Annotated in this window: 17 protein-coding genes; 14 read left to right on the forward strand and 3 right to left on the reverse strand. The window is 65.1% G+C overall.

The window, feature by feature from the left end; translation table 11 throughout:
* Nucleotides 1–86 precede the first annotated feature (86 nt).
* Together secG and FGK63_RS00360 are read left to right on the forward strand one after the other, a co-directional pair.
* Nucleotides 87–452, forward strand: coding sequence for a preprotein translocase subunit SecG (gene secG / locus FGK63_RS00355; protein ID WP_138839618.1), 366 nt, complete (start codon nucleotides 87–89; stop codon nucleotides 450–452).
* A 162-nt stretch (nucleotides 453–614) separates the two neighbouring features.
* A complete protein-coding gene (locus FGK63_RS00360; RefSeq protein ID WP_138839619.1) occupies nucleotides 615–2,258 on the forward strand; it encodes a CTP synthase in 1,644 nt (547 codons plus the stop codon).
* Between the two features lie 67 nt (nucleotides 2,259–2,325).
* Here the strand turns inward: FGK63_RS00360 and FGK63_RS00365 are convergent, their stop codons facing one another.
* Nucleotides 2,326–2,679, reverse strand: a complete 354-nt coding sequence (locus tag FGK63_RS00365; RefSeq protein WP_171052536.1) for a putative quinol monooxygenase — start codon at nucleotides 2,677–2,679, stop codon at nucleotides 2,326–2,328.
* Between the two features lie 155 nt (nucleotides 2,680–2,834).
* Here FGK63_RS00365 and FGK63_RS00370 point away from each other — a divergent pair, with 155 nt between their 5' ends.
* Nucleotides 2,835–3,272, forward strand: coding sequence for a VOC family protein (locus tag FGK63_RS00370; RefSeq protein WP_138839621.1), 438 nt, complete (start codon nucleotides 2,835–2,837; stop codon nucleotides 3,270–3,272).
* 35 nt (nucleotides 3,273–3,307) lie between these two features.
* Here the strand turns inward: FGK63_RS00370 and FGK63_RS00375 are convergent, their stop codons facing one another.
* The gene (locus FGK63_RS00375) at nucleotides 3,308–4,126 is read right to left on the reverse strand and encodes a class I SAM-dependent methyltransferase (protein WP_171052537.1); all 819 of its coding nucleotides are present in this window, start codon (nucleotides 4,124–4,126) and stop codon (nucleotides 3,308–3,310) included.
* A gap of 182 nt (nucleotides 4,127–4,308) precedes the next feature.
* Entirely contained in the window at nucleotides 4,309–5,253 is a 945-nt protein-coding gene (locus FGK63_RS00380; protein WP_246043879.1) for an AEC family transporter, read from the reverse strand.
* A 122-nt stretch (nucleotides 5,254–5,375) separates the two neighbouring features.
* On the opposite strand from FGK63_RS00380, the gene FGK63_RS00385 reads away from it, so the two are divergent.
* From FGK63_RS00385 to FGK63_RS00435, 11 genes are all read left to right on the forward strand, one after another.
* Complete coding sequence (locus FGK63_RS00385; RefSeq protein ID WP_138839623.1) at nucleotides 5,376–5,669, forward strand: DUF1330 domain-containing protein; 294 nt, start codon at nucleotides 5,376–5,378, stop codon at nucleotides 5,667–5,669.
* A 41-nt stretch (nucleotides 5,670–5,710) separates the two neighbouring features.
* Nucleotides 5,711–6,160 (forward strand): tellurite resistance TerB family protein, encoded by a 450-nt coding sequence (locus tag FGK63_RS00390; protein ID WP_138840414.1) that lies wholly within the window; start codon nucleotides 5,711–5,713, stop codon nucleotides 6,158–6,160.
* A gap of 20 nt (nucleotides 6,161–6,180) precedes the next feature.
* Nucleotides 6,181–6,618: a tellurite resistance TerB family protein gene (locus FGK63_RS00395; protein ID WP_138839624.1), complete on the forward strand. Its 438-nt coding sequence runs from the start codon at nucleotides 6,181–6,183 to the stop codon at nucleotides 6,616–6,618.
* Nucleotides 6,615–7,367 (forward strand): phosphate/phosphite/phosphonate ABC transporter substrate-binding protein, encoded by a 753-nt coding sequence (locus tag FGK63_RS00400; RefSeq protein ID WP_138839625.1) that lies wholly within the window; start codon nucleotides 6,615–6,617, stop codon nucleotides 7,365–7,367. Before FGK63_RS00395 ends, FGK63_RS00400 begins: the two co-directional genes overlap by 4 nt.
* A 128-nt stretch (nucleotides 7,368–7,495) precedes the next feature.
* Nucleotides 7,496–8,272, forward strand: coding sequence for an ABC transporter ATP-binding protein (locus tag FGK63_RS00405; protein ID WP_138839626.1), 777 nt, complete (start codon nucleotides 7,496–7,498; stop codon nucleotides 8,270–8,272).
* A gap of 33 nt (nucleotides 8,273–8,305) precedes the next feature.
* Nucleotides 8,306–9,031, forward strand: a complete 726-nt coding sequence (locus tag FGK63_RS00410; RefSeq protein ID WP_138839627.1) for a transporter substrate-binding domain-containing protein — start codon at nucleotides 8,306–8,308, stop codon at nucleotides 9,029–9,031.
* Nucleotides 9,032–9,123: 92 nt separating this feature from the next.
* A complete protein-coding gene (locus FGK63_RS00415) occupies nucleotides 9,124–10,011 on the forward strand; it encodes an ABC transporter permease (protein WP_138839628.1) in 888 nt (295 codons plus the stop codon).
* Nucleotides 10,008–10,814 carry an ABC transporter permease gene (locus tag FGK63_RS00420; RefSeq protein WP_138839629.1) on the forward strand — a complete coding sequence of 269 codons (807 nt, stop codon included), beginning with the start codon at nucleotides 10,008–10,010 and terminating at the stop codon, nucleotides 10,812–10,814. Before FGK63_RS00415 ends, FGK63_RS00420 begins: the two co-directional genes overlap by 4 nt.
* Before the next feature lie 231 nt (nucleotides 10,815–11,045).
* On the forward strand, nucleotides 11,046–12,782 hold the full coding sequence (locus FGK63_RS00425; protein WP_218961082.1) for a GNAT family N-acetyltransferase: 1,737 nt from the start codon (nucleotides 11,046–11,048) through the stop codon (nucleotides 12,780–12,782).
* 61 nt (nucleotides 12,783–12,843) lie between these two features.
* On the forward strand, nucleotides 12,844–13,056 hold the full coding sequence (locus tag FGK63_RS00430; RefSeq protein ID WP_138839631.1) for a GDCCVxC domain-containing (seleno)protein: 213 nt from the start codon (nucleotides 12,844–12,846) through the stop codon (nucleotides 13,054–13,056).
* 135 nt (nucleotides 13,057–13,191) lie between these two features.
* Entirely contained in the window at nucleotides 13,192–14,511 is a 1,320-nt protein-coding gene (locus FGK63_RS00435) for a glutamine synthetase family protein (RefSeq protein WP_138839632.1), read from the forward strand.
* Nucleotides 14,512–14,513: the final 2 nt, after the last annotated feature.

The raw sequence follows: 14,513 nt of genomic DNA on the forward strand, positions 1-14,513 counted from the left end.
AACCGATCGCGCCAACTCCTCCCTTGCCCCTCCGGACAAACTTGCATAGATACCTCGCGATACACGCCACGCTCCGCAGGAAGATCATGGAAAACGTCGTTCTCATCATCCACCTTCTCCTGGCCCTTGGCCTGATCGCCGTCGTCCTGATGCAGCGGTCCGAAGGTGGCGGTCTTGGCATGGGCGGCGGTGGCGGCGGCGTCATGAGCGGCCGGGCGGCCGCGACGGCGCTGGGCAAGCTGACCTGGATCCTGGCCATCTGCTTCATCGTGACCTCGATGACGCTGACCATCATCGCGGCGAAGAAATCCTCGGGCACCTCCGTCATCGACCGGCTCGGCGTTCCGGCGGCCGAGGAAACCGAGCAGAGCACACCCGCGGCTCCCGCGGCGGACGACCTGCTGCCGCCGGCTCAGGGCGACGACGCACCGCTGGTTCCGCGCGCCGACTGATCCACAAAACCTAGAAACATCCAGGAGAACGGCAACAGCATCTTGCGGTTCTCTTGCGCAATTTGCGCGAATCCTTTATATGTGAAGTCCCGTGGTGCTGCGGCTTTTTTCGGGCCGCCGGGCAGTTGATAATGACATCTCACGGGAGCAGCCGAAAAAGCCATGGCGCGTTTTATTTTCATCACTGGTGGTGTTGTATCGTCTCTGGGCAAGGGTCTGGCTTCGGCCGCGTTGGGCGCGTTGCTGCAGGCACGCGGATATTCGGTCCGCCTGCGCAAGCTTGACCCCTATCTGAACGTGGATCCGGGCACGATGTCGCCCTTCGAGCATGGCGAGGTGTTCGTCACCGATGACGGCGCCGAGACCGATCTGGACCTGGGCCATTACGAACGCTTCACCGGGGTGGCCGCGCGCAAGACGGATTCGGTCAGCTCGGGCCGGATCTATTCCAACGTGCTGGAAAAGGAACGCCGCGGCGACTACCTGGGCAAGACCATCCAGGTGATCCCGCACGTCACCAACGAGATCAAGGATTTCATCTCGATCGGCGAGGACGAGGTCGATTTCATGCTCTGCGAGATCGGCGGCACCGTCGGCGACATCGAGGGCCTGCCGTTCTTCGAGGCGATCCGCCAGTTCAGCCAGGACAAGCCGCGCGGCCAGTGCATCTTCATGCACCTGACGCTGCTGCCCTACATCAAGGCCAGCGGTGAGCTGAAGACCAAGCCGACGCAGCACTCGGTGAAGGAGCTTCGCTCGATCGGCATCGCGCCCGACATCCTGGTCTGCCGCTCCGAAGGCCCGATCCCCCAGAAGGAACGCGAAAAGCTGGCGCTGTTCTGCAACGTCCGCCCTGACGCGGTGATCGCGGCGCAGGATCTCAGGTCGATCTACGAGGCGCCGCTGGCCTATCACCGCGAAGGACTGGACCAGGCGGTGCTCGACGCCTTCAACATCGCCCCCGCGCCGAAACCGAACCTCGAACGGTGGGAGGACGTGGCCGACCGCATCTACAACCCCGAGGGCGAGGTCAAGGTCGCCATCGTCGGCAAGTACACCCAGCTCGAGGACGCCTACAAATCCATCGCCGAGGCGCTGACCCATGGCGGCATGGCCAACCGGGTCAAGGTCAGCATCGAATGGGTCGATGCCGAGATCTTCGACACCGAGGACCCCGCCCCGCATCTTGAAGGCTTCCACGCCATTCTGGTACCCGGCGGCTTTGGCGAACGCGGCACCGAAGGCAAGATCAAGGCGGCGCAATACGCCCGCGAACACCAGGTGCCCTATCTCGGGATCTGCCTCGGCATGCAGATGGCGGTGATCGAGGCCGCCCGCAACGCCGCCGGCATCGCCGAGGCCGGCTCCGAAGAGTTCGACCACGAAGCGGGCCGGAAGCGGTTCGAGCCGGTGGTCTATCACCTCAAGGAATGGGTGCAGGGCAACTACAAGGTCAGCCGCAAGGTCGGCGACGACAAGGGCGGCACCATGCGGCTCGGCGCCTACAACGCGGTGCTGGCCGAGGGCTCGAAGGTGGCCCAGGTCTATGGCACCTGCGACATCGAGGAACGCCACCGCCACCGCTACGAGGTGGACATTAAGTACCGCGACAAGCTGGAAGAGGCCGGGCTGAAATTCTCGGGCATGAGCCCCGACGGCCGCCTGCCCGAGATCGTCGAATGGTCGGACCATCCGTGGTTCATCGGCGTGCAGTACCACCCGGAACTGAAATCCAAACCTTTCGAGCCGCACCCGCTGTTCAAGGACTTCGTCCGCGCCGCCAAGGAAACCTCGCGCCTGGTCTGAACCGGCGCGGCGGCGTTGGGGGATATGAACCGGCCCGCCCATACCGGGTCATCGCCGCCCTTCGGACCTACCAGTTCGACAATCCCGCCTTCTGGGCCTCCAGGCCGCCGACACTCGGAAACACCGTATGCATGGTGGCGACGGTCTCGACCCCCTGATCCAGCATGGGCTCAACGGTGTTCCACCAGGTCCTGAAGACCTCGCTCTCCATATGCGCCTTGCCCGCCGCCTCGTCCCGATAGATCTCGAAAAAGTAGAAACGGTTGGGATCGGCTGCGTCCACCAGCATCTGGAACTGAAAGGCGCCCGGATCGCCGCCGATCACGCCCTTCGCCACGGCGACGCCCGCTTCGACAAAGGCCTCCCGGTGCTCGGGTTTGACATTTATGGCGAAAAACCCGGCAAGCATTGACTCAATCATCTGGTTTTTTCCCTGCATGACTTCGGCAACTCCGAAGGAACCCTAGCAGAACCGCCGCCATCACGGAGCAAGGGCTTGATGGAAAGTGCCAGCCGCGTCAGCATGTACCAAGGAAACAACCGTCTCCATCAACGTCCCAACAACAGGAGGAGGTCTTGGCCGTTACACCCAATCATATGTCCATTGTCGTGAACGACGTGGACGCCGCTCAGCGGTTTCTCTCGGCGCTGGGTTTCGAGGAGTTCTCGCGCAAGGTCATCTCTGGCCCGGTGATGGAGGAATACCTCGGCGTGCCGGACATCGAGGCCGAGCACATCACCATGGTCCTCAAGGACGCCGACCCCTATTTCGACATCCAGCTGCTCAAGTATCACCGGCCCATCTCGCCGCAGAACGAGCATATCCGCGACCTGTCCGCCATCGGCTTCAACCACTTCGCCTTTGCCGTGGACGACCTGGACAAGACCCTCGGCGCCCTCACGGACGCCGGCGTCGAGATGCGCAACAAGACCATGGAGTTCCGCGACTACAGGATGGCCTTCGTCTGGGGCCCCGAGGGGCTGACCTTCGAACTGGTCGAAAAACTGGCCTGACCCCGGGGTCGCCCCCGTCTCGCCGGCCAGTATCCCTACACGCTGGCCGTCACCAAGGTCGCGGGAAAAGGAACGCGCCAAACGCCGTCACCCGCGCCGAAGTCCTTCTGCACCCTGCTGGTCATGGCGTCGCGAATGGCGTTTCGCGCGGATGGCTCCTGAGAACGGATCAGCATGGCCGCCCGGACCGAGGCATTCTCGAAAACCTCGGCAAAACCGCCCGGATCCGAGAACAGGAAAGCCGCGTCTATGTCGGTGAATGTCGGGTTGGTGAATCCGGCTGCGGCAAGCGCCTTCTTCGCGTCGGCGCGTTTGGAAAACAAGTGGAACTCAGGCGCAGGCGGCGCCAGCGTCGGATCCCCGTACGTCTTCACTGCGCCGAACAGGATCTGAAAAGTGGGCGACACCTCGGGTTCGCGCCAGGACGTCAACCCTGCAATGCCTCCGGGGCGCAGCACCCTCGCGATTTCTCTGAGAACGGCGTCCGCGTCGGGCAAGTGACCGAACCCGACATTGCAGACGACCGCATCGAAACGGTTGTCTTCGAACGGCATTCGAGAGGCGTCCGCTTCGACGAATGTCGCCTTCGGCACGCGGAGCCGCGCGCGCGCCAGCATCGCGGGCGAGAAATCCAACCCCGTGACGGTCGCTCCCATTTCGACGAGCGCCTCCGAGGCGTTCCCGTGCCCGCAGCACAGGTCGAGGACGGCCTTGCCAGGAGCGGCGCCGACGGCGCTTGCCAGCGGGGCGATCAATTGATCCGAAACCGGAGCGAAAAGATCAACGTACGCATCGACACGCGCGTCTTCCGACCAGCCGGATTTCTCGGCAGCGGCGAATTCGTCATAGTTCATGGTCACGGCCCTCCCCGGCTTGCCGCCAATTGTACCGGAAACCCGCAACAAACAGGAGCTTCTTCGCATTCCCGGGAAAGGCGTGGCCTCGTCCTCACGCGCGCCAGTCCCCCATTGTCAGCGGCACTGCCGAATGCCAACGGACACCTGTGCAGTCCCGGCAAGGTGCGGCCCCCTCCCGCTCAGATCCAGTACGACAGCGCCAGCGGCAGGACGACGATGGTCGCCAGCGTCGAGACCAGGATGAATCCGGCCACGTCCGGCGCGTATTCCGGCACGTTCTGGTCGATGAACAGGTAGGTCGCGACCGACACCGGCATCAGGCAGCACAGGATCAGCGCGCCGCGCTCGACGCCGGTGAACCCGAACGCCCAGACCAGCGCCGACGCGACGACCACCGCCATGACCACATGCACCCCGGTCAGCACGACCGCCCGCCACAGCGACCCGGTCCGCAGCGTCGCAAGCGTGTGGCCAAGGGTCAGCAGCATCAGCGGAATCGACAGCCCGCCCAGGATGTCAAAGGACTTCTCGACCGGCTCGGGCAGGTGCGTTCCGGTCGCCAGCAGGCCAAGCGCGACGATCACCGCCCAGATGACCGGCGACGTCACCACGCGCCTGGGCGAAAACGACCCGGCGGGGATCCACATGCCCACGGTGAAGATGCTCACCAGCACCACCACGACGAAGGCCATCGTATAGGCCATGCCCGCGTTCCCCAGCGCCAGCAGCGTGATCGGCAGCCCGATATTGCCCACATTCCCATGCATCATCGGCGTGAGGAACGCGCGCACCGGCAGGCGCAGGACCCTGAGCACCCCGAAACCCAGAACGCCGAAGGCCGCGATCGCCGCGGCGCTCGCCAGCATCATGTCCAGGAACGCCCCCACGTCGATCCGGGTGGCCGACAGGTGCGAGATGATCAGCGTCGGATACCCGACCTTGGACACGATTCCGCCGATCACCTTGTTATCGAACGGCGCTTTCGTCACCGCCAGCGCGTACCCGACCCCCGCGCAGATCAGGACGGGAAGGATGACGTTGAAAACATTCAGGAAAAGATGTTCCAGGAAAAACTCCCGTAGCGGCGGCGCGGTACTTGGGCGATGACGATGGCGTGCTGGCAAGCCTGCGCCAAGCACCGGGATTTGACAAGTTTCCCGTTTTGCGCGCGCCCCGCCGCCTACCCGCTTGCACGTGGCACGATTTCACGCCACCTTGTTCGGAAAAACGACGTTGCGAGGCCGAAATGACCAAAGGATACTGGGTCGCCCATGTGGATGTGGACGACATGGATACCTACAAGAGCTACATCGCCGCCAACGCCGCCCCCTTTGCCGAATACGGGGCCCGGTTCCTCGTTCGCGGCGGCGAGCGCGTGGAAAAAGAGGGTCATGCGCGCGCCCGGACCGTGGTCATCGAATTCCCGTCCTACGAAGACGCGCTGGCCTGCTATGAAAGCGCAAGCTATCAGAAGGCAAAGGCCCTGCGCGACCCGGTCTCGACCGGCGATCTCGTGATCATCAAGGGCTATGACGGATAGATCCCGCCTTGTGGACCGTTGAACGAGGACTCACCATGCCCCTGCTGAAAAAGTTCTTCCAGGCTTTCCGCCCGCCGCAGCAGAGCAACCTGCCCGACCCCGACGCCGAACTGGCGCTCGGCGCGCTCCTGGTGCGCGTGGCCAAGGCGGACCGCGACTACAAGATCGAAGAGATCAGCCTGATCGACAAGATCCTCGCCCGGCTCTACCAGCACAACGCGATCGAGGCCGCCAAGGTGCGCGCCACCTGCGAAAAGCTGCACGCCGCCGCCCCGGACACCGACACGTTCGGCAAGCTGATCCGCGAAACCACCGATCTGCAGGAACGGCTCGCCGCGCTCGACGCGCTGTGGGAGGTCGTGCTGGCCGACGGCGAGTTCGAGGAAGGCGAGGTGAAGATCGTCGAAGAGGCCCGCATCGCCATGGGCCTCAGCTTCAATGACAGCCTGGCGGCGCGCGCGCGGGTGCAAGCCCGCTTGGACGCCGGGTAGCGGCGGCCTATAACCTTTACATGTTCCGCGATTTCCTGACCCGACTCACCCAGCCGCAGCCCGAACCCCTGGCGGACGAGGACGCCCGGCTGGCCCTGACCGCCCTGCTGGTGCGCATCGCCCGGTCCGACAACGACTACGCCGACACCGAAATGGCGCGGATCGACCGCATCCTGGCCAAACGCTACGGTCTTGGCCCGTTCGAGGCCGCCGCCCTGCGCGCCCGCGCCGAGGATCTCGAGGCCGAGGCGCCCGACACCGTCCGCTTCACCCGCGCGATCAAGGACGCCGTGCCCTACGAGGACCGCCGCGCCGTGGTCGAGGCGCTGTGGTCCGTGGCGCTGGCCGACGGCGCCCGCGCCGAAGAGGAGGACGCGCTGCTGCGCCTCGTGGTCAGCCTGCTGGGCGTCAACGACCGCGACTCGGCCCTGGCCCGGCAAAAGGCGGCGCGCGGATGACGGCGATGCTCGGCATGTACGACATGCCGCCCCTTCAGGCCGCCAACGACCGCTTCTGGACGCTGATTCGCACCCATCTGGGCCAGGGCCCCGAATCCCTGACCCGCGACCGTGACCACTGGGAGGTCTGGCAGGATCCCGGCATGGTGTTCTCGCAGACCTGCGGAATGCCCTACCGCACCCGGCTGCACGGCCGCGTCCGGCTGGTCGGCACGCCGGATTACGGCCTGACCGGCTGCCCGCCCGGCCACTACTGCTCGGTCTTCGTGGCCCGCGGCGACGACGCCCGCGCGCTCGACGAACTGGTCGCCGGCACCTTCGCCTACAACGAGGCGCTGTCGCAATCCGGCTGGGCCGCGCCCCTGTCGCATCTGTCCGGCCTCGGGCTGCGGCCCCGCGACCTGCTGCAGACCGGCGGCCACGCGCGCTCGGCCGAGGCCGTCGCCAGGGGGAGCGCGGATCTCGCATCGCTCGACGCGCTGACCTGGGAACTGCTCAAGGAGCACACCGATCTCGGCGTCCGCCTGCGCGAGGTGGCGCGGACCGCGCCCACCCCGACCCTGCCCTACATCACCGCGCTGGCCCGCGACGCGCGGGCCGTCGCCGCCGCGGTCCGCGCCGCCATCGCCGATCTGTCGCCCGCGGATCGCGAAACGCTGCACATCCGGCAACTGGTGGACATCCCGTCCGAGACCTATCTCGCGGTTCCGACGCCGCCGGGCCCCGAGACCATTCAGGCAGGGGCCTGACCACTTCGGTCATGACCTCTGGTCACTTTGGCCAATTCGCCGCCCGTTCTTTTCATTTGCGCATTGCATTGACCCGAGTTTTCAGCCCTAGTACCGCACCAACAACGCCAACAACGCCCGGACAGCCCGTGACCGACACCGCCCCCGTCATCGAGATCAAGAACCTCCACAAAAGCTTTGGTCACCTCGAAGTCCTGAAAGGGGTGGACATCACGGCCCATCGCGGCGACGTGGTCTCGCTGATCGGCTCCTCGGGATCGGGAAAATCGACGCTGCTGCGCTGCTGCAACCTGCTGGAGGACAGCCAGGAGGGCGAGATCCTCTTCAAGGGCGAACCGGTGCGCTGGACCGGCAACGGCCACGGCCGCCGCCCGGCCGACGCCAAACAGGTGCTGCGGATCCGCACCAACCTGTCGATGGTGTTCCAGCAGTTCAACCTGTGGGCGCACATGACGATCCTGCAGAACGTGATGGAGGCACCGCTCACCGTCCTCGGCCGTGACCGGCACGAGGTGGAACAGAGCGCGCGCGCCTACCTGGACAAGGTGGGCATCGGCGACAAGTGCGACGTCTACCCGGCGCAGCTTTCCGGCGGCCAGCAGCAGCGCGCCGCCATCGCCCGGGCGCTGTGCATGGAGCCCGAGGCACTGCTGTTCGACGAACCGACCTCGGCGCTCGACCCCGAACTGGAACAGGAAGTGATCAGGGTGATCAAGGACCTCGCCGCCGAGGGGCGCACCATGATCATCGTCACCCACGACATGAAGATGGCCGCCGACATCTCCAGCCACGTCGTCTTTCTGCATCAGGGCCTTATCGAAGAAGAAGGCTCGCCCAAAGACATCTTCACCGCCCCTGAATCCGAGCGGCTTCAGGGCTTCCTTTCCGCCACGCAGGCGGCATAAATATCAGGACAGAACCAAACAGGGGAGTAACCGATGAAAAACCTGATTCTGACGACCGCCGTGCTGGCCATGAGCGCCGGCATGGCAATGGCCCAGACCGTCCGCATGGGCACCGAGGGCGCCTACCCTCCGTACAACTTCATCAACGACGCCGGCGAGGTTGACGGCTTCGAGCGCGAACTGGGCGACGAGCTCTGCAAGCGCGCCGAACTGACCTGCGAATGGGTCAAGAACGACTGGGATTCGATCATTCCGAACCTGGTCTCGGGCAACTACGACACCATCATCGCCGGCATGTCGATCACCGACGAGCGCGACGAGGTCATCGACTTCACCCAGAACTACATCCCGCCCGCGGCCTCGGCCTTCGTCGCGGCCTCCGAAGGCGTCGACCTGTCCGGCGGCGTGATCGCGGCGCAGACCGCCACCATCCAGGCCGGCTACGTGGCCGAAAGCGGCGCCACCCTGGTGGAATTCGCGACGCCCGAGGAAACCATCGCCGCGGTCCGCAACGGCGAAGCCGACGCAGTCTTCGCGGACAAGGACTACCTGGTGCCGCTGGTCGCGGAATCGAACAACGAGCTGATGTTCGTGGGCGATGACGTGCCGCTGGGCGGCGGCGTCGGCATGGGCCTGCGCGAATCGGACGGCGAACTGCGCGAAAAGTTCGACGTGGCCATCACCTCGATGAAGGAAGACGGCACGCTGAACGAGCTGATCAGGAAATGGTTCGGCGAAGACGCCACCATTTACGAGTAAGACGACCCTGCGCGGGCCCGCTCCCATCCGGGACGCGGGCCCGCCATCGGCCCGGCCCGCCCGGACCGATCTGACGCCCAAAAGGCCCGTTGATGTTCTCCTTCTGCGCTGATCCCGAAACGCTCGGCACGTTCCGTTGGTTTTCCTGCTACCTGACCAACGGCGTGCACATGTCGTTCTACCTGTCCTTCGTGAAGGTCCTGGTCCTGCTCGCCGTCACGGCGCCCGTGGCCCTGAGTTTCGGATTCGTCGGCGCGATGGCGGCGCGGTCGCATTTCCCGCCGCTCAGCTGGCTCGGCAAGGGCTATATCGCGATCGTCCGCGGCGTGCCCGACATCGCCTTCTTCCTGTTCTTCGTGATCGCGCTGGACCAGGCATTCGAATGGACCCGGCACCAGATCCTCTGCCCCGACTGGACCGATCCGATCCGGCAGGGCAACGACTTCCTGGTCTGCCCCTCGGCCAAGCTGCCGCTCGGCTCCGCGCCGGAATGGGTGCATGAAACCTACGGCTTCTTCCTGGCGGTGATCACCTTCGCCATCGTCTTCGGCGCCTTCGCTGCCAACGTGCTGTTCGGCGGAATGCGCGCCGTCCCGCACGCCCAGCTTGAAACCGCCGCGGCCTATGGCATGAGCCGCCGCCAGACCTTCTGGCGCGTCCTCGTTCCGCAGATGTGGGTCTACGCCCTGCCCGGCCTGTCGAACCTCTGGATGGTGCTGATCAAGGCCACGCCGCTCCTGTTCCTGCTGGGGATCGAGGACATCGTCTACTGGGCCCGCGAGCTGGGCGGCACCAAGACGTCCCAGTTCACCGCCTACCCGCATGGCGACTGGCGCATGTGGTATTTCCTGTTCCTGCTGCTCTTCTATCTCGGCATGACGCGCGTCTCGGAAATCGGGCTCGAGCGGCTGATGCGCCGCCTGTCCCGCGGTCAGGCCACCGCCGCCGGCGAGCTGCTGCGCAAGGAGACCACCGCATGAGCTGCTGGCAGACCATCCAGGATTACGGCCTGCGCTCGATCGGCATCGGCGAACGGCTGCTGCCCAAGGGCGACTTCACCCTGTGCGAACATTTCACCCTGATCGGCTCGGGGATGATCTGGAACGTCTATTTCGGCGTGCTGGCCATGACCACCGGCTTCTTCCTGGCCACCGCGCTGGCGCTCGGCAAGGCATCGCCCAATCGCTGGCTGCGCAAGCCGGCCGAGTGGTTCATCTTCGTCTTCCGGGGTTCGCCGCTCTTCATCCAGTTCTTCTTCGCCTATTTCTTCTTCCTGTCGCTGAAGAAATCCTACCCGATGTTCGACGCCTTCACCTCGGCCTGGCTGGGCGCCCTGATCGTGCTGTTCCTGAACACGGCCGCCTATTCGGGCGAGATCTTCTACGGCGCGCTGCGCTCGATCCCCAAGGGCGACATCGAGGCGGCGGACGCCTATGGCCTGTCGGGCTGGGCGCGGTTCCGGCGGATCGTCTGGCCCACCATGCTGCGGCTGGCCTGGCCCGCCTACACGAACGAGGCGATCTTCCTGTTCCACGCCACCACGCTGGTGTTCTTTTCCGCCTTCCCGGCCTGGCAGCAACGCGGCGACGCGCTCTACTATGCCAGCTATTTCGCGGACAAGACCTTCAATCCCTTCGTTCCCTACCCGATCCTGGCCTTCTACTTCATCCTGCTGACGCTGCTGATCGTCTGGGGTTTCGGACTGGTCAACACCCGCCTGAACCGCCATCTCCCGGCAGAGACGCGCGGCAAGATGCGCTTCCGCCTGAACCTGGCGCGCTGACCCCAGGGAACCGGCCGTTTCGCCCCCGGAAAAACTCCGGCCGGGCGGTCGCCGCCCGCTGTCATTGTCTCCATCCCGTCAACATTTCCGGCGGCAACCGGCGGGAATCAAAGGAAAGCGAGATTTTTCCGAAAGAATCTCTATACTGCTCCCAGCCCCTTATTTTGTGGCGCCGTGGAGAGTATAGCTGTGCGAGTTGAATTCATTGAAACGAAAGCGGCCATTGCCGAGTTGAAAGACCAATGGACTGCCGTCTACGAGGCGGATCCCGAAGCGACCTATTTCCTCTCGTTCGAATGGCTGTTCGGCACCGCAACCGGTGCGGGCAGCGGCGGCATGGTGGTTGGGGTCCGCGCGCCCGACGACGATTCCGACTACGTGGCCTTTCTTCCGGTCCGGCTGAACACCGCACACGAATCCGGCGGATTCCACAACGAATTGAACCTGAGCGGCAACTACACCTCGGACTACAACGGCTTCATCTGCAGGCCGGAATTCGAAACCCAGGCCATTCCCGCGCTTGCCAAATCCCTGCTCGGGATGAACTGGCGGCGCCTGCGCCTGCTCAACCTGCCCGCCTCGGACGAACGCGTCCGCCTGTTCCTCAGCCCGTTCTCGGCCAGGGATTTCGACCTCAAGCCCGTGAACACGGTCAATTCCGACGGCATCGACAACGCGATTTGCCCGCACGCGGTTCTCGCCGACGACTGGGACGAGTTCCTGCAAAAGAACGTCAGTTCGAACACGCGCCAGAAGATCCGGCGCTTCCTGCGCCAGGTCGAAGGATCCGATGCCTACCGCTTCACCCACACGACCGGCGAAACCTTCGACCGCGATCTGGAAATCCTGATCGAGCTCTGGACCGAAAGATGGGCGGAACGAAAGGGCGAGCGCGTGCAGGCCATCGTCAACAGCTTTCGCCGCACCCTCAGGAACGCCCTCGAGACGCAGACGCTCTTCATGCCGATGCTCTGGCACGAAGACCGCCCGCTGTGCGCCTTCGCCATCCTGGTCGATGATCGAAAGAAGACTTACAACTTCATCGTCGGTGGCCGCGACGACACGTTCAAGGGCCCGCCCACGGGTCTGGTCCTGCACGCCTACGCCATTCGCCATGCGATCTCGCAGGGCATCAGGAAATACGATTTCCTGCGCGGCAACGAACCCTACAAATACGCTTTCGGATCCGAAGAGACGAAGAACCGTGCGCTGCTTCTAAGCACGAAAAGCGGCCGGAACCTCCGGGGGAAACTCGACCGGCGCTGCCTGGCCTTCGTGGCGCGGCGGTCCACCGAATTCTACCGGGCCGGAGACCTGGCCGCCGCCGAACGCGGCTTCGCGCAGCTTGTCGAGGCTCAGCCGGACAACGCAAACCTGCGCTACTGGCACGGTGTCATCGCCGCCAAGCTCGGCGACGACGCCACCGCAAGCCGCGAGTTCGAGACATCGCTCGAACGCAATCCCGCGTCGCTCAAGACATGGCTCAGGTTGGGCCGGTCGCTGATATCCGGAAATGGCGGGTCGATCGAAGCGGCGAATTCCTACGTCGATCTGATGCGGAAAATCCCGGACCAGCAAAATGTCCACTACCTGCTCGGGCGCGTGCTGCTCAGGCTTGACCAGGTCGATCAGGCCGTCGCCGTTTTCGAGGCCGCGTCGCGTCTCAGGCCAGGTGACGCGGATATCCTGGCCGCCCTGGAAAAAGCGCGGCGAATGCAGGGCAAGAGCGCCGCGCCGGTTGATGATCAATCCGGGCAACAAATGCCTGATACCGCTTCCGAAGCCGAAACAAAGCCGGCGGCGGTCGCCATAACCGCCAAGGCGGGCATCACCCCCGCCGCGGGCCCCCGCGAAATGCACCGACTCGCGTTTCAGGTCATGAACTGGCGGCGCACCGAAACCGCGGTGGCGAGCATCGCCCCCGCTCCGAAACCGGCCGGAAACGGACGCCTGGCCTCGCCCGGCTGACCCGGGCGTCAATGCCGCAACCCGGGCGCTGGCCCACTGCACAGGACTGGCGGGGATTCCCATGACCCAAGCCTTGCTGCAATCCCTCATCACCTGCCCCGAATGCGGGCAGTCCCGGTCCGAGCGGATGCCGACCGACGCCTGCCAGTGGTTCTACGAATGCGCGCATTGCGGAGCCTTGCTGCGGCCCCGGCCCGGCGACTGTTGCGTCTTCTGCTCCTACGGAACGGTGCCCTGCCCGCCTGTACAAAATGGCAGATCCTGCTGCACATGATGGTACAAACCCAACAATCCCGTGGCAGACGCCCGTTTCCGGTCCAATAGCATCGCCCCGAATAATTTGATCAAATATCGTGACAAGCCGCCGAGCCTCGGCTACACCTCATCTCCAAGAACGATGGAGACCCTCATGGACCTGAGCACCCTGCACACCTTCCGCGTCGCCGCCTGCGATCTCAACGGACAGATGCGCGGCAAACGGGTGCCGCCCAGCTATGCGGACAAGCTGGTCAAGGGCGCGGTGCGGATGCCCCTGTCGGCGCTCAACGTCGATCTCTGGGGCGCCGACATCGCGGGCAGCCCGCTGGTCTTTGAATCCGGCGACGCCGACGGCATCCTGCTGCCGACCGACCGCGGTCCCGTGCCCATGCCCTGGCTCGACACCCCGACCGCCCTGGTGCCCATGTGCCTTTATGACGATGACGGCGCGCCCTTCGCCGGCGACCCGCGCCACGCCCTGTCCGCGGTGCTCGACCGCTACGCGGCGCGGGGCTGGTCGGTCGTCGCCGCGACCGAGTTGGAATTCACCCTGCTCGACGCCTCGGGCAACGCGCCGCAACCGCCCCTCAACCCCGTCACGCGGCGGCGGCTGTCCAGCGAAGCCGTGCTGTCGCTGGCTGAAATGGACGCCTTCGACGCCTTTTTCACCGAGCTTTACGACGGCTGCGACGCCATGGGCATCCCGGCCCAGACCGCCATATCCGAGGCCGGGATCGGCCAGTTCGAGATCAACCTCAACCACCAGAACGCCCTGCGCTGCGCCGACGATACGTGGCTGTTCAAGGCGTTGGTGCGCGGGCTGGCCCGCAAACACGGCTTCGCCGCGACCTTCATGGCCAAGCCCTACCCGACGGATGCCGGCAACGGCATGCACGTGCATTTCTCGGTCCTCGACGATCAGGGCCGCAACGTCTTCGACGACGGTGGCCCGGATGGCACCGATACCCTTCGCGCGGCGGTGGCCGGCTGTCTGGCCGCCATGCCCGGCAGCACGCTGATCTTCGCGCCGCACGGCAATTCCTACGAGCGTCTGGTTCCCAGCGCCCATGCTCCGACCGGGGCCTGCTGGGCCTACGAGAACCGAACCGCCGCCATCCGCATCCCCGGCGGCGCTCCCGCCGCCCGCCGGATCGAGCACCGCGTCGCAGGCGGCGACATCAACCCCTACCTGATGCTCGCCGCCGTGCTGGGCGCGGCCCTGGTCGGCATCGAGGACGACCTGCGGCCGCCCGCCCCGATCACCGGCAACGCCTACGAGATCGACGGCCTGCCGCAGCTTGCCCGCGACTGGGCCTCGGCGGTCGCGGCGTTCGAAACGGATCCGCTGATCGCGCGGATCCTGCCGGCCGAACTGATCCGCTACCTGGCCATGACCAAGCGGCAGGAAATCGCGCGCTTCTCGGACCGGCCGTCCGAGACGCACTGGATGAGCTATCTCGAGGCGGTATGACC

This window comes from Ruegeria sediminis (genome assembly GCF_005938215.1).
Taxonomy (GTDB): domain Bacteria; phylum Pseudomonadota; class Alphaproteobacteria; order Rhodobacterales; family Rhodobacteraceae; genus Ruegeria; species Ruegeria sediminis.

Coding starts and splice junctions, on each gene's coding strand:
- FGK63_RS00415 (WP_138839628.1), top strand. CDS start 9,124: ATGTTCTCCTTCTGCGCTGATCCCGAAACGCTCGGCACGTTCCGTTGG.
- FGK63_RS00435 (WP_138839632.1), top strand. CDS start 13,192: ATGGACCTGAGCACCCTGCACACCTTCCGCGTCGCCGCCTGCGATCTC.
- FGK63_RS00385 (WP_138839623.1), top strand. CDS start 5,376: ATGACCAAAGGATACTGGGTCGCCCATGTGGATGTGGACGACATGGAT.
- FGK63_RS00430 (WP_138839631.1), top strand. CDS start 12,844: ATGACCCAAGCCTTGCTGCAATCCCTCATCACCTGCCCCGAATGCGGG.
- FGK63_RS00365 (WP_171052536.1), bottom strand. CDS start 2,679: ATGATTGAGTCAATGCTTGCCGGGTTTTTCGCCATAAATGTCAAACCC.
- FGK63_RS00375 (WP_171052537.1), bottom strand. CDS start 4,126: ATGAACTATGACGAATTCGCCGCTGCCGAGAAATCCGGCTGGTCGGAA.
- secG (WP_138839618.1), top strand. CDS start 87: ATGGAAAACGTCGTTCTCATCATCCACCTTCTCCTGGCCCTTGGCCTG.
- FGK63_RS00360 (WP_138839619.1), top strand. CDS start 615: ATGGCGCGTTTTATTTTCATCACTGGTGGTGTTGTATCGTCTCTGGGC.
- FGK63_RS00395 (WP_138839624.1), top strand. CDS start 6,181: ATGTTCCGCGATTTCCTGACCCGACTCACCCAGCCGCAGCCCGAACCC.
- FGK63_RS00410 (WP_138839627.1), top strand. CDS start 8,306: ATGAAAAACCTGATTCTGACGACCGCCGTGCTGGCCATGAGCGCCGGC.
- FGK63_RS00420 (WP_138839629.1), top strand. CDS start 10,008: ATGAGCTGCTGGCAGACCATCCAGGATTACGGCCTGCGCTCGATCGGC.
- FGK63_RS00400 (WP_138839625.1), top strand. CDS start 6,615: ATGACGGCGATGCTCGGCATGTACGACATGCCGCCCCTTCAGGCCGCC.